At 34.9% G+C, this 13,540-nt stretch carries 15 protein-coding genes; 12 read left to right on the forward strand and 3 right to left on the reverse strand.

Annotation, left to right across the window (positions count from 1 at the left end; all coding sequences use genetic code 11):
* Positions 1–36 precede the first annotated feature (36 nt).
* The 3 genes from ribE (at position 37) to ACZ47B_RS00150 (ending at position 1,996) form a co-directional block, all read left to right on the forward strand.
* Positions 37–642, forward strand: a complete 606-nt coding sequence (gene ribE / locus ACZ47B_RS00140) for a riboflavin synthase (RefSeq protein ID WP_464894648.1) — start codon at positions 37–39, stop codon at positions 640–642.
* 31 nt (positions 643–673) lie between these two features.
* A complete protein-coding gene (pgeF, locus tag ACZ47B_RS00145; protein WP_464894649.1) occupies positions 674–1,402 on the forward strand; it encodes a peptidoglycan editing factor PgeF in 729 nt (242 codons plus the stop codon).
* A gap of 102 nt (positions 1,403–1,504) precedes the next feature.
* The gene (locus ACZ47B_RS00150; RefSeq protein WP_464894650.1) at positions 1,505–1,996 is read left to right on the forward strand and encodes a hypothetical protein; all 492 of its coding nucleotides are present in this window, start codon (positions 1,505–1,507) and stop codon (positions 1,994–1,996) included.
* 19 nt (positions 1,997–2,015) lie between these two features.
* Here ACZ47B_RS00150 and ACZ47B_RS00155 read toward each other — a convergent pair whose 3' ends face one another.
* Complete coding sequence (locus ACZ47B_RS00155) at positions 2,016–3,239, reverse strand: EAL domain-containing protein (RefSeq protein ID WP_464894651.1); 1,224 nt, start codon at positions 3,237–3,239, stop codon at positions 2,016–2,018.
* 562 nt (positions 3,240–3,801) lie between these two features.
* Here ACZ47B_RS00155 and rpsB point away from each other — a divergent pair.
* The 8 genes from rpsB to argS all read left to right on the forward strand — a co-directional run bounded on the left by rpsB (position 3,802) and on the right by argS (position 11,162).
* On the forward strand, positions 3,802–4,623 hold the full coding sequence (gene rpsB / locus ACZ47B_RS00160) for a 30S ribosomal protein S2 (protein WP_464894652.1): 822 nt from the start codon (positions 3,802–3,804) through the stop codon (positions 4,621–4,623).
* A 2-nt stretch (positions 4,624–4,625) separates the two neighbouring features.
* Positions 4,626–5,693 (forward strand): translation elongation factor Ts, encoded by a 1,068-nt coding sequence (tsf, locus tag ACZ47B_RS00165; protein WP_464894653.1) that lies wholly within the window; start codon positions 4,626–4,628, stop codon positions 5,691–5,693.
* A 54-nt stretch (positions 5,694–5,747) separates the two neighbouring features.
* Positions 5,748–6,425: an ABC transporter ATP-binding protein gene (locus ACZ47B_RS00170; protein WP_464894654.1), complete on the forward strand. Its 678-nt coding sequence runs from the start codon at positions 5,748–5,750 to the stop codon at positions 6,423–6,425.
* On the forward strand, positions 6,426–7,190 hold the full coding sequence (gene fliR / locus ACZ47B_RS00175; protein WP_464894655.1) for a flagellar biosynthetic protein FliR: 765 nt from the start codon (positions 6,426–6,428) through the stop codon (positions 7,188–7,190).
* 59 nt (positions 7,191–7,249) lie between these two features.
* On the forward strand, positions 7,250–8,650 hold the full coding sequence (locus ACZ47B_RS00180) for a hypothetical protein (RefSeq protein ID WP_464894656.1): 1,401 nt from the start codon (positions 7,250–7,252) through the stop codon (positions 8,648–8,650).
* Positions 8,651–8,660: 10 nt separating this feature from the next.
* Entirely contained in the window at positions 8,661–9,278 is a 618-nt protein-coding gene (gene gmk / locus ACZ47B_RS00185) for a guanylate kinase (protein WP_464894657.1), read from the forward strand.
* A gap of 62 nt (positions 9,279–9,340) precedes the next feature.
* Positions 9,341–9,565, forward strand: a complete 225-nt coding sequence (locus ACZ47B_RS00190; protein ID WP_464894658.1) for a twin-arginine translocase TatA/TatE family subunit — start codon at positions 9,341–9,343, stop codon at positions 9,563–9,565.
* Between the two features lie 10 nt (positions 9,566–9,575).
* Positions 9,576–11,162: an arginine--tRNA ligase gene (gene argS, locus ACZ47B_RS00195; protein ID WP_464894659.1), complete on the forward strand. Its 1,587-nt coding sequence runs from the start codon at positions 9,576–9,578 to the stop codon at positions 11,160–11,162.
* A 1-nt stretch (position 11,163) separates the two neighbouring features.
* Here argS and rsfS read toward each other — a convergent pair whose 3' ends face one another.
* Complete coding sequence (gene rsfS, locus ACZ47B_RS00200; protein WP_464894660.1) at positions 11,164–11,499, reverse strand: ribosome silencing factor; 336 nt, start codon at positions 11,497–11,499, stop codon at positions 11,164–11,166.
* A gap of 278 nt (positions 11,500–11,777) precedes the next feature.
* Positions 11,778–12,464, reverse strand: coding sequence for a nicotinate (nicotinamide) nucleotide adenylyltransferase (gene nadD / locus ACZ47B_RS00205; protein ID WP_464894661.1), 687 nt, complete (start codon positions 12,462–12,464; stop codon positions 11,778–11,780).
* A 73-nt stretch (positions 12,465–12,537) separates the two neighbouring features.
* Between nadD and gap the strand changes: the two genes are divergently transcribed.
* A complete protein-coding gene (gene gap / locus ACZ47B_RS00210) occupies positions 12,538–13,539 on the forward strand; it encodes a type I glyceraldehyde-3-phosphate dehydrogenase (RefSeq protein WP_464894662.1) in 1,002 nt (333 codons plus the stop codon).
* Position 13,540 lies beyond the last annotated feature (1 nt).

Genomic DNA, 13,540 nt, shown 5'->3' on the forward strand with positions numbered 1-13,540 from the left:
GAACTTATTTCATAACTGATGTTGTAAAGGATGAAATTGTTTACCGGATTGATTAGAGAGATAGCTAAAAGCAGAGTTCAAAATGACAAACTTATCATAGATGCGACCTATAGACCGGCATTGGGGGATTCTATCGCGGTAAACGGTGCATGTTTGAGTGTCGTTAGAGTATATGAGGGCGGTTTTGAAGTGGAGCTTTCTCATGAGAGTAAAAGCATAGTTGCACTTGAAAATTACAACGGTAAAGTTCATATCGAGCCCGCCATGAGACTTCAAGACAGGATTGAAGGGCATATACTACAAGGTCATATAGATACTCTTGGGGCTATTGAGCAAATCAGCTCACAAGGGAAAAATCTCGATATTTTCATCAAAGTAAAAAAAGAGTTTATGAAATTCATAGTACCCAAAGGCAGTATCGCCATAGACGGAGTCAGTTTGACTATCAACGATGTGTATGAAGATAGCTTTAGGCTCACTATTATCCCTATAACGGTACAAAATACACTCATAAAAGAGTATAAGCCAGGAAGAAGAGTCAATATAGAAACAGATATGTTTGCTAGATATATTTATCATATATTTAAAAAAGAGAAAAAAGTAAGCTGGGATGAAGTGGATAAGATAATGGCGGTTTGGTGAATGAGTTGATGGGCGGATGTGAAGGAATACCATGAGTTATGCAAGAGCTTGGTTTGAAGATGATGATGTTTTGGCGTTTTTTACTGACAGGTATGGCGGAGTTTCAAAAGGTGTTTATGAGAGTTTAAATGTAAGTAGTAATGTTGGTAATAACATACGAAATATCGTTCAAAATAGACAGATTATAGCAGATGATAACGGCTTTTTGCTTGAAAATTTAGTTTGTATGAAACAAGTGCACTCAAATCATATAAAAATCATACAAAACAGTTTTATCAATGAGATAAAAGAGTATGACGGACTTATAACCGCCAAAAGAAAAATCCCACTCATGACCATGGCGGCTGATTGTGCGCCGGTACTTTTGTATGACAGGGCAAAAAAAGTCGTTACTGCACTTCACAGCGGTAGAGTCGGAACAAAAAAAGAGATAGTAAAAAGTGCTATCGGTTTGTTCTTGAGAGAATTTGACTCAAATGTTGAAGATATAGTTGTCGCAATCGGACCTTCCATAGGAGTTTGTTGCTATGAAGTAGGAAAAGAGATAGCTGATGAAATAGATAAAAAATATATCAAAATAAAAGACAACAGTTACTATCTGGATATCAAAAGTATGCTCTATGACCAACTCTTAAGTATGGGTTTAAATGAAGAAAATATCAAAATTTCAACTACTTGTACATGTTGCAACAAAAAGTACTTTTCGTATCGAAGAGATGGAAAATGTGGAAGGTTTTGCGGCATTATAATGCTGAAGTAAAGGATAAAAATAAAAAAATGGTATAAAAACAATATAATCTTAATGATATTGAGTGCTTTTGTATTTGTGGGAGGTTACTTTTTTCTTAGATTGGCATATCATATGAGTGATAAAATGCCTTTTACTCAAGAAATCGTGCTTATAATATTAGGAACATTGGCAACAGTACTTATAACTGCAATGTTATTAAACAAACAAACTGAAGTTGAACTCCAAAAAGAACAAAGTATAAAATTTTTGGAACTAAAAAGCGAAACTTATCAAAAGATCATCGATCTAATGGAAGAGATAGTTCAAAAAAAAGTATTGAGTAAAGATGATAAAAACAGACTCACTTTCAATACTCACAGGCTTGCACTGGTCGCTTCACCAGCGGTTTTGGATGAGTATCAACTCTTCTTGGAAGTTTTCAATCATGAAACAGAAGACGGCATAGTAAGTGTCGATGATGCAAATCATTTAAACAGAGCATTGGCCAGGCTTACCATATACATAAGAAAAGATTTGATCGGAGAGCTTGATGATCAAAGTGGACTTGATATAGATCGTATAAATAAACAGATACTTTCAAATGCCGATATGATACAGCAATGACTGAGGATGGCATGAGATACTAAACAGTAAAAAGATTTATCTCATCTTTGCCATTTAAGTAGTTCAAATCCTTTGAGGTTGCCAGATGAGGATCTGGCTTGCCTATGTAATACCCCTGAGCATAGTCAAATCCCATCGCTTTTATCCTGTCATATATATCTTTGTTGTGTACGAATTCGGCGATGGTTTTGATATTTAGTTTTTTTGCAAAGTTGACGATAGTTCCGGCTATGATCTGGGTATCCTCGTTGATATCTATATTTCTTATGAGCGAACCGTCAACTTTTAAAAAATCCACATCGAGTTTCAAGATGTATTCAAAGTTTGAGTAGCCGCTGCCAAAATCATCTATGGCTATCTTTGCACCCAAAGCTTTGATTTCACGTAAAAAACGGGTAACTTCTTTATAGTTTTTTATGCCCTCACTTTCAAGGATTTCAAAAACAAGCCAAGAACCTACATCACTTTTTTCAAGTTTGTCAAGTATATAATTTCTTGTTTGATAGTCAAGTATATCATCGACGGATAAATTTATCGAATATTCCACTTTGGAAGAGTTTATCCCATCAACTACTTTGTTGAACATCTCTTTTGTCAGTCTCGGATAGAGTTTTGAGTGTTTTGAGATTTGTAAAAACTCTGAAGGTTCCATAAAGGTACCGTCTTCAAGCTTAAGTCTCATCAGGGATTCGTATTTATCTATTTTGTGAAGCTTTATATTGTAAATGGGTTGAAAAAAAGGAATGACGTTGTGTTTTTGTATCGATCTTTTTATGATCTTGTTTACTTTTATGTTTTTTTCATGTATATCATCGCCATTTTTATCATCATGGTAAATCTCAAATTGTGTTTTTTTAAGTTTCGATTTTTTAAATGCACTATGAGTAAGTTTCAAGAGATTGTCGCTGTTTATGGCTGCTCCTATGGTAAAACCGATGTCTAGTTCATTGTCTGAGATGAGAAAATTCCTATTTATAATATCGCTTGATAGTTTGCTAAGATACTCATTTAACTCTTTGTCGTTATCATATTTTTCGGTAAAAATTGCAAAGTTGTCGGCTTCAAGTTTGTAAAGCTCGGAATATTCATCAGGTAAATGTTTCATAAGCCATTTGGAAATCTCCTGTAAGACTTTATCTCCGAAGTCATATCCGAAAAAATCGTTTATATCTTCAAAAGAGTCTATGTTTATGAGTATCAAAGCTTTTGGTCTTTTACCTTGATGATGCTCTAGTTTTTTCAAGAGTAAATCCCTGCCCGGCAGGGTCGAAAAGTGTAAAGCCTCTCCTTTGCGGGCATTTTTAAAATAATTATAACACAAAAGGCATAAGGCAGTAATGCCGATAATAACAGAAGTGGTTATGGTAAAAGTTTTATTGTTATAATTTACTGCAATGATATTTGATATTGCCAATATAATAATTATAAAGAATGTAAAACTACGCAAAAAAACCTTTCTTAAAAATTCGTAAAACTTTATCTGAAACTTTCTTAAATTGCTATTATATTTTTATATACCATACCGATAATATTGCAATGAATTTGCAATATTATCGGCTGTATTTTTTTGAAAATAACTGTTGACGATATATCGACATATTCGATGATAATCTTAACATGAAAGGTTAATTTTATGAACTAAATATATACATATACAGTTTAAATAAATTTTAATGAAAAAACGGGTATAATCCAATCCTTAATCTCACACACACCAATCCTTAAAGGTTGCGAGTAAATCGTTGATGGGTGTGGAGGATGTAGGGTTTAAATATGCCCTAAAACCAAAATTACAAGGAGACACTATGGTTACTATGAAGGACCTATTGGAGTGCGGCGTTCACTTTGGACACCAAACAAGAAGATGGAATCCAAAGATGAAAAAATACATCTTTGGTGAAAGAAAAAATATCTATATCATTGACTTACAAAAGACTTTGAGATATTTCAGATATACTTACAATGTAGTAAGAGATGCGGCAGCAGAGGGAAAGACTATCCTTTTTGTAGGAACTAAAAAACAGGCAAATGCAGCCATAAAAGAGTATGCTACAAAATGTGGTATGCCTTATGTCGATCACAGATGGCTTGGCGGTATGCTTACAAACTTTCAAACTATCAAACAATCCATAAGAAAGCTTGAAATCATTCAAAAAATGGAAGAAGAAGGACAGCTGGATCTACTTACAAAAAAAGAGGCATTGGTTCTTAGAAGAAAAAAAGATAAGTTGATGGATTATCTTGGCGGTATCAAAGATATGAAAGGTGCACCTGATATGATCTTTGTTATAGATACCGTAAAAGAGAGAATCGCCGTAAAAGAAGCAAACAGACTGGGCATCCCCGTAGTTGCACCGATAGATACGAACTGTGACCCTGATGTGATAGACTATCCGATTCCAGGCAATGACGATGCTATCAGAAGCATACAGCTTTTCTGTAAAGAGATGTGTGAAGCTATCATAGAAGGAAAAGAGATATTGGCCCAAGATCAAGAAAGTGATGAGGAAGCTCCTGTGATTGAAGAGAAAGAGGGTGAAGAAGAGACCCCTAAAACACAAGATAACGAAGAAACACCAAAAGCAGCCGAAGAGAGTCCGGTAGAGCCCGAGAAAGAAGGAGAATAACAATGGCAGCAATCAGCGCGGCATTAGTAAAAGAATTGAGACAAATGAGCGGAGCAGGTATGATGGACTGCAAAAAAGCTCTTAGTGAAACTGACGGAGATATCCAAAAAGCTATGGATATTTTAAGAGAAAAAGGTCTTGGAAAAGCGGCCAAAAAATCAGACAGACTTGCAAGTGAAGGTTTAATAACAGTTAAGGTAAGTGATGATTTTAAAGTTGCAACCATGACTGAGATAAACTCTGAAACAGACTTTGTAGCAAAAAATGAAAACTTTATAAATCTTACGAAAAAAGTAACAGATTTTGTTCAATCAGTTGACAGTGTTGACATAGACGAAATCAAAAAAAGAGATATAGAGGGTGAGACTTTTGAAGAGTTTTTCAATACCCAGATAGCAACTATAGGTGAAAACCTGGTACTTAGAAGAGTTGCAACCATAAAAGCGGGATATGCCGGTGTAGTAAACGGTTATGCTCACTCTAACGGAAGAGTCGGGGTTCTAGTGGGCGCAAAATGTGAAAATGAAGAAGTAGCTAAAAAAGCAGCTGGACTTTTGAAAAATATAGCGATGCATGCTGCGGCAATGAAACCAAAATATATAAGTTACAAAGAGTTGGACCCTGAATTTGTTGAAAAAGAGACTGCGGCACTAAAAGCTGAAGTTGAAAAACAAAATGAAGAACTAAAAAGACTTGGAAAGACTTTAAAACATGTTCCAAAATATGCAAGCAGACTTCAACTAACTGATGAAGTTTTGGCTGAAGCCAAAAAAGAGCTTGAAGAGGCACTAAAAGCTCAAGGAAAACCAGAAAAGATATGGGACAGGATCATACCTGGACAAATGGAAAGATTTATAGCTGACAATACCCTTTTGGATCAAGAGTTAACGCTTCTTAGCCAGTTTTATGTAATGGATGATAAAAAAACTGTAGAGCAGGTACTTGAAGAAAAGTCAAAAGAATTTGGCGGAAAGATAGAGATAGTAGAGTATGTTAGATTTGAGCTTGGAGAAGGCTTGGAGAAAAAAGGTTGTGATTTTGCTTCGGAAGTTGCCGAACAATTAAAATAATGTAGTATAATACGGTTGTGGGAAACTTGAAAACGAACAAAGAAGGGAAAGGCTTTGTTTAGTAACCCACAAACCAAAAAGAGTGAAGATATCCTCCTAAGATGTGAGGGTATTTCTCACTCTTTTGAATATCCTCTTTTCAATGACGTAAATCTCTCACTCGATAAAAAAGAAAGCATAGCAATACTCGGTATCAGCGGAAGTGGTAAATCTTCGCTCCTTCATATACTCTCGACCCTTTTAAAACCAAATGACGGTAAAGTATTTATCGAGGGTAAAGATATATATGCTCTCTCTCAGGATAAACTTTTAAGTTTAAGAAGAGAAGATATCGGTATCATTTTTCAATCACACTATCTTTTCAACGGTTTTAGTGCTTTTGAAAATATAGAATTATCCTCGGTTCTTACAAATCAGCCCATAGACAATAGCCTGATAAAACTTTTGAGTATCGACAATGCTTTAAACAAAAAAGTGACCGAACTCTCAGGAGGTCAGCAACAGCGGGTATCGATAGCCAGGGTGCTTACAAAAAAACCAAAGATAGTTTTTGCCGATGAGCCGACGGGAAATCTCGATAGACAAACTGCCAGAAATGTCATAGAAGCGATATTTGACTATATATATGATAAAGAATCCGCACTCTTTTTAGTAACTCACGATGAGGATTTGGCAAAAAAATGTGATAAAATATACAGACTCAAAGAGGCAAATCTTATAAGGGAGAAGTAAATGGAATTTTTGCATTTGATAAGTGGTGACAATGCAATCATCTTTTTACTTTTGTTTACCAGGGTTAGCGGAGTTATGGCTTTTTTCCCTTTTTACTCATACGGTTCCATACCGATTGGCATGAAGGCGCTTTTTGCTTTTTTTATCACTGTTTTTTTATTTCCAAATGCTATCTTGGATATACAAAACTTTGATATAACGACATTGGCATTGGCGGCTGTCAGTGAACTTTTTTTAGGTCTTGTGGGCGGTACCATACTTCAGATCGTATTTGGTGCACTTGGCTTGGCAGGAGAACAGATATCGTTTGTGATGGGCTTTTCACTCGCTAGTAGTATAGATCCTATGACCGGAGTAAATTCGCCGGTTATAGGAAGATTTATCATGCTTTTGGCACTTCTTGTTCTTTTGGCTTTCAACGGACATCATTTGATACTTATGTTTTTAAGCAAGTCTATAGGCTATATAAATCTTGGTGGATTTTATCCTGATATATCTGTATGGCACTACATATCAAAAGCAGTATCAAATATGTTTGTACTGGGCTTTGTTATCTCTTTTCCCATTATTGCGCTTTCTCTTTTAAGTGATGTGATTTTTGGTATGCTCATGAAGACTATGCCTCAGTTCAACCTTTTGGTAGTTGGGTTTCCTATAAAGATAGCCATATCTTTTATGGTGCTTACAGTCATACTTGGATCGATTATGTATATCTTTAAAAGAGAGTTTTTGGAAGCTATAAATCACTTAACCATACTCTTTTAAACTGTATTAAAAAGATTTTATTATAAAATAGTTACCAAATTAAAAATTTGGAGAAAAAAATGCAAATTTTACTTATCAACACAAACTCTTCCGTTTCGAAACTCATACATTTGACAGCCAAAAAATATGACTATGCAGTCGAAGAGACAAATGATATAACTGAATTGGGTGATGGGCCGAAAGATTTGGTTTTTGTTGATGATGAAATAGCTAAAGAGATAGATATAGAGCTACTTAAAGCAAAAACGAAATGTGACGAGATAGTATATATCGGCTCCAAAGGTTCTCAAAAACCAGATGGTTATAAATATATGCTGACAAAACCGTTCCTACCCAGTGATTTCCAAGATATAGTGGATAACATTTCAAGTATGCAAAAAGTACTTGATGAAGAAACAACCGATGAAGAGATAACTGATAGCATAGAAGATGAGTTGGATGATAGTGATAAAGAAGAGTTTTTGATGGATGATTTGGTTATGGAGAACCTGGAAGAAGATGATGATGAAAAAACCGATGAAGTGCCAAAAAAAGAAGAAAAAGATTATGTGAATTTAGAAGAAGAGATAGCTGATGAAGAATTATCAGTAGATGAAGACTTGTTTATAGATGATGAAGAGAGTATCAAATTAGATGAAGAGGAAAGTGAAGATTCAAATGATGAGATTTCTTTGGATGAAGATAAAGAAGAGAGCAGTGGCTCCATACTGGATAAAGAAGATATCTTGGAAGTAAAGGAACTGTTAGATGAAAATGAGGAAGAGAGTGAAGTAAATGACTTGGATATTGATAGTCAAATAGTTGATGAGAATGACACCGTAGAGCCTATGCAGGAGAATTTTGATATCTCAGACTTGAAAGATGATTTTAGCGATGTCATAGATGAAGAAGCTGTTGAAAATGAAGAAGAAACGGCAGAGGTTAATGATAAAGAGGATGAGAAGATAAATGAAGCCGAAGAAATACCAAATGAGCCTGAAGAAATCAATGAAATCGAGGATATAGAGCTATCGAATGATGAAGATAAAAATGAGGACAAAGAAGAGGATGACTTGAGCGTCGACGAAGCTGAAGATGAAGATATATCAGATAATGAACTGCCTTCGGAAGACCAAAACGAGCTACAAGAAAGTGATATCCAAGAGCAAAGCAGTGATGTCCAAGAAGAGTTGGATTTGATAGATGAAGAGAGTTTGAAAGAATTGTTTGAAGAAGCAAGTCCCGCAGAAGAAGACAACAGCGATAAAGAGGAAGATATGTATATAGAATCACTAGAAGAGAGTAAGCCTGCCAAAGATAAAAGTAAAAAGAAAAAAGATAAGAAGAAAAAAATAAAAGGGGAAGACCTAGTCAAACTTCAAGAAGAGATAGCTGACAAATTGCTCGATATTGATACACTTAGAGAAGTCTTAGACGGTATGGAGATAAGGATCAAATTCTACAACAAAAATAAAAAATAAAAGGACATTCTTGAAACGTAAAGGTTCCATTCTTCTTATATCAGGCCCAAGCGGTGCCGGAAAGAGCTCTTTGGTAAGTGAGCTTGAAAAAGAGATAAACGATATATACTTTTCTGTTTCTGTTACTACAAGAAAAAAAAGAGAAGGTGAAAAAGAGGGGGTGGATTATCATTTCGCCACCGTTGAGGAGTTTGAAAAAGATATAAAAGAGGGTTTTTTTCTTGAGTGGGCAAAAGTACACGGCAATTACTATGGAACTTCCTTTAAACATACTTTAAAAGCCATAGAAGAAGGAAAACTCGTACTTTTTGATATAGATGTTCAAGGTTTTTTGCAAGCAAGAAAAAAACTTCAAAACTTGATAACTTCTGTTTTTATAACGACTCCTTCACTAAAAGAACTACAAATCAGACTCTTAAAAAGAGCGACGGATACCAAAGAGGTCATAGAAAAAAGAGTTAAAAATGCCATAGAAGAGTTGGAGATGGCTAAAGAGTATGACTTTTTTATCATAAATGATGAACTAGAGAGGGCAAAAAAAGAGCTTTTAAGCATAGCGATAGCCTCAAGAGTCAAAACTCCAAACTTTGACCTTGATAATTTTATTAAAGAGTGGAAAACAGCATAATAAAATAGTGTATTAAGTTTTTTATTTGTATAATACAATCAATTTTTACAAAGGAGATTTTTATGGGTTTTGGAACACAAGAATTACTGATAATACTTGCAATTGTTATCATACTTTTTGGAGCTAAAAAGATACCTGATCTTGCCAAAGGGCTTGGAAAAGGTATAAAAGACTTTAAAAAAGCTGTCAAGGAAGAGGATGAAGAAGTATCTACTACCAATGAAAAGATAGAGGAAAAAGAGAAAGAAAGTCACAAAGAGACTGTTAACGAAACAGACAAAGCATAGGTTTTCCATCTTGAAAAAAAAAGTTTATAATTCTTTAAAAAGCTATATTGATGCTGATTTTATCCTGGAAAAACCAAAAGAGATAAGATTTGGTCACTACTCAACTCCGGTAGCCTTTTCTCTTGCTAAAACACTTAGAAAATCACCTATGATAATAGCTGAAGATCTAAGTAAAAAGTTAAACGGCGAAGAGATATTTTGCGATGTAGAAGCTGTAAAAGGATATATCAATCTAAAATTGAGCGATATTTTTTTGGATAACGAAGCTACCAATGCACTAAAAAACGAAAATAACTTTGCAAAAGATAAGAAAAATGAAAAAATTCTTTTGGAATATGTAAGTGCCAATCCAACCGGCCCACTTCATATAGGACATGCCAGAGGTGCCGTGTTCGGGGATACGCTTTACAGGATAGCAAAACATCTCGGATATGATATAGATACGGAGTATTATGTCAATGATGCAGGTAATCAGATATATCTTTTGGGACTTTCGGTTTATTTAAGTGGAAGAGACCAATTTGGTGATGAAGAAGTTACTTGGCCTGATGAGTACTACAGAGGCGAGTATATAAACGACTTGGCAAGAGAGGCATATGAGCATTTTGGTAAAAGTATATTTGATGGTGAGCAAAATATAGAAAAACTCTCATCTTGGGCAAAGGATAAAATGCTTGAGCTTATCAAGTCAAACCTTAAAGAGTGCGGCATAGAGTTTGACAACTTCGTCAGTGAAAAAGAGCTTTATGCAAAATGGGATAAAGTTTTTGACAAGTTAAAATCACATGATGCACTGTATGAAAAAGATGGTAAATGGTGGCTAAGGTCAACCCAGTTTGGTGATGAAAAAGACAGAGTTGTAGTTAGAGAAGACGGAAGAGCCACATATCTTGCAGGCGATATCATATACCACAATGACAAGTTTGAAAGAGGATATGACAGATATATAAATATCTGGGGAGCAGATCACCACGGATATATTGCAAGAGTAAAAGCCGCTGTAAAATTTTTGGGATATGATGAAAGCAGACTTGAAGTAATCCTTTCTCAAATGGTTTCTCTTTTAAAAGGAGGAGAGCCATATAAAATGAGTAAAAGAGCGGGTAATTTTATATTGATGAGTGATATCGTAAAAGAGATAGGAAGTGATGCTTTGAGGTTTGTCTTTTTAACCAAAAAAAGTGACACTCATCTTGAATTTGATATAGAAACTCTAAAAGCAAATGATAGTTCAAACCCCATATACTACATAAACTATGCTCATGCTAGGGTCAACCAACTCTTTGAAAAAAGCGGAAAAAAAGTCGAAGATGTAGTAAATGTCAGCATTGAAGGCATAAATGAAAATGCGAAAAACCTTCTTTTTTATGCACTTTTACTTCCTGAAGTTCTTGAGGATGCTTTAACTCAGAGAGCTTTACAAAAACTTAGTGAATATCTTAAAAACTTAGCAGGCTTTTTACACAAATTTTACAATGAACAAAAAATCATAGGATCAAGTGATGAAGAGAAGCTTTTAAAAGTCTTTGCCTTGGCAGCCCTGAGTATCAGAGTAGGTTTGAAACTAATGGGTATAACAGCAAAGGATAAGATGTAGATTACTGATCCCTGGTAACTTCTGGTTTGTAACTGTCTAAAAATTCTTCTATATTGTACTTTGCTCTATACTCAGGAGTCATTAAGTGTATGAGCGTATCTCCCAAGTCTATGACTATCCAGTTGTCGCCCTCTTCAACGGCAAGTATCTCTTCGTTTTCCTCTTTTAGTTTCGTTTTTAAGGTATCAAGAAGAGCATATCCGTGTCTATCGCCCAATGTCGAAGCTATGATAACGCTATCGACGAAATAATCTTTATCTTTCATATCGAAGATCTGTATATTTTCACCCTTTTTTTCATCTATGGTTTGAGCTATTGTATCAAGTTTGTTTGTCATTTTTTTCCTTATAGTAACTGATGTTACGCACCATATATAATTTTAGACAAGACAAGAAGGCGTTATATGCAAGGCAGATTTTCGAAAGCCTAACCGTAGTTAAGGTGAGAAAATCTAACGATGTCAGATAATGCCTTATTGTCTTGCCCTTCGGGTGCTTTTTGCAACACTCCCTTACTTCGTTAGAAAGTCTCAAGTTACAGGAAGTAGCTTTTCAACTTTCTGCCTTGTAATGAAATGTTGCAAAAAACATCTAAAACTATATATGGTGCGTAACATCAGTTATAGTAATTTATGATATCTTTTGAAATGGAATTTGGCAGAAATTTTGCATCCAAATTGATTCTTAGTTTTGTGGAGCTAATATTAGCTGAAATTTTCAAAATTTTCAAGTTTTTCGGGTACTCTTTGCCATTTGTAATTCTCCTTTTAGTTGGAAATGAATTCCACCTAAAATTCCTCTCACTAAAGCTTTGCCCATTTGGGCAAGAGATAAAATTTTCAAAATTTTCATTTTTATCTATAATTTTATTAAAAATTTTAAAACTTTCATATCTTGTAACAACTACAAAAGTGACCATCTGTTTTAGTTTTTCATAATCTTTCCATTTGTGTAAACTTTTGAGGTTGTCATCTCCTATGATAAGATAGAATTTATCTATATCGTATGTGTTGTAAAGATATTTGACTGTTTCTATGGTTGGGACTGATCTCTCTTTTTTTATCTCAAAATCCAGTACTTCGACTTTTTCGTTATCTTTGAAAAGTTTTTTTACCCATTTGTATCTTTTTTTTGGAGGCGCAAAATAACTCTTTTTAAAAGGATTTAAATATGCCGGTACTATAAATAGTTTGTCTATATCAAGTTCTTTAAGTGCCGTATTCACTATCATTTGATGACCAATATGTGGAGGATCGAAACTTCCTCCAAAAAGTGCTATATTTAGCTTTTTTTGATTTTTCAAAAATATCCTTTAAAACCATCTTTAAACCAAATTATACTAAAATATCTCAATATTTTTTTTAAAGGAATTCAAAATGGCCATTAGGGTTGCGATCAATGGTTTTGGAAGGATTGGTAGATGCGCTGCTAGGATCATTACCAAAAGAGAAGGCGTAGAGCTTGTTGCGGTAAACGATACGAGCTCAAGGGATATGACAAAAAATCTTTTAAAGTATGACTCAGTCCATGGTAAATTTGATGAAGTTGTTGAAATACTTGAAGATGACTTTATGCAAATCGGCTCTCAAAAAGTAAAATTTTTCAGTGACAGAGATCCCAACAATCTTGAATTTGCCAAATACGGTGCTGATGTAGTCTTGGAGTGTACCGGAGCACTTTTAACTCAGGAAAAAGCGATGCCTCATATACAAAACGGGGTAAAAAAGGTAGTCTTTTCCGCTCCTGCAAAAGATGATACTCCGACATTTGTTATGGGAGTAAACAGTGATAGATACAATGGTGAGAGTATAGTCTCAAATGCAAGTTGCACCACCAATGCTTTGGCACCTATCGTAAAACTTTTAAATGATAACCTTGGTGTGCAAAAAGGCTTGATGACTACTATACACTCTTATACAAACGATCAAAATCTACTCGATGTTAAACACAAAAAAGATTTAAGAAGAGCAAGAGCCGCAGCGGTAAATATCATACCTACTACAACAGGAGCCGCAAAAGCCATAGGCTTGGTTTTGCCTGAGCTTCAAGGAAAATTGCAAGGACTTGCTGTTAGAGTACCGACTCCTAATGTTTCTATGATTGACTTGAGTGTCATGGTAAATAAAAGTATCTCCTTGGATGAATTGAAAGATCTTATAGCAAATGCCTCGCAAAATGAGTATAAAGGGCTTATAGGCATAGACAATGACAAACTTGTTTCAAGTGATTTCAACGGGGAGAGTATAAGCACTATAGTTCCTCTTGATCTTTTGCAAGTGATAGAGGGCAATATGATAAAAGTAATGAGTTGGTATGACAATGAGTGGGGATACTCCGAAAGACTTGTCGATATGGCAGTACATGTTGTAAAAGGATAAA

Source organism: Thiofractor thiocamini (genome assembly GCF_055384375.1).

Bases quoted from the DNA above. Each gene is read 5' to 3' on its own strand.
- ACZ47B_RS00180 (WP_464894656.1), top strand. From the start codon at position 7,250: ATGCAAATTTTACTTATCAACACAAACTCTTCCGTTTCGAAACTCATA.
- gap (WP_464894662.1), top strand. From the start codon at position 12,538: ATGGCCATTAGGGTTGCGATCAATGGTTTTGGAAGGATTGGTAGATGC.
- fliR (WP_464894655.1), top strand. From the start codon at position 6,426: ATGGAATTTTTGCATTTGATAAGTGGTGACAATGCAATCATCTTTTTA.
- pgeF (WP_464894649.1), top strand. From the start codon at position 674: ATGAGTTATGCAAGAGCTTGGTTTGAAGATGATGATGTTTTGGCGTTT.
- rsfS (WP_464894660.1), bottom strand. From the start codon at position 11,499: ATGACAAACAAACTTGATACAATAGCTCAAACCATAGATGAAAAAAAG.
- tsf (WP_464894653.1), top strand. From the start codon at position 4,626: ATGGCAGCAATCAGCGCGGCATTAGTAAAAGAATTGAGACAAATGAGC.
- ACZ47B_RS00190 (WP_464894658.1), top strand. From the start codon at position 9,341: ATGGGTTTTGGAACACAAGAATTACTGATAATACTTGCAATTGTTATC.
- ACZ47B_RS00150 (WP_464894650.1), top strand. From the start codon at position 1,505: ATGAGTGATAAAATGCCTTTTACTCAAGAAATCGTGCTTATAATATTA.
- rpsB (WP_464894652.1), top strand. From the start codon at position 3,802: ATGGTTACTATGAAGGACCTATTGGAGTGCGGCGTTCACTTTGGACAC.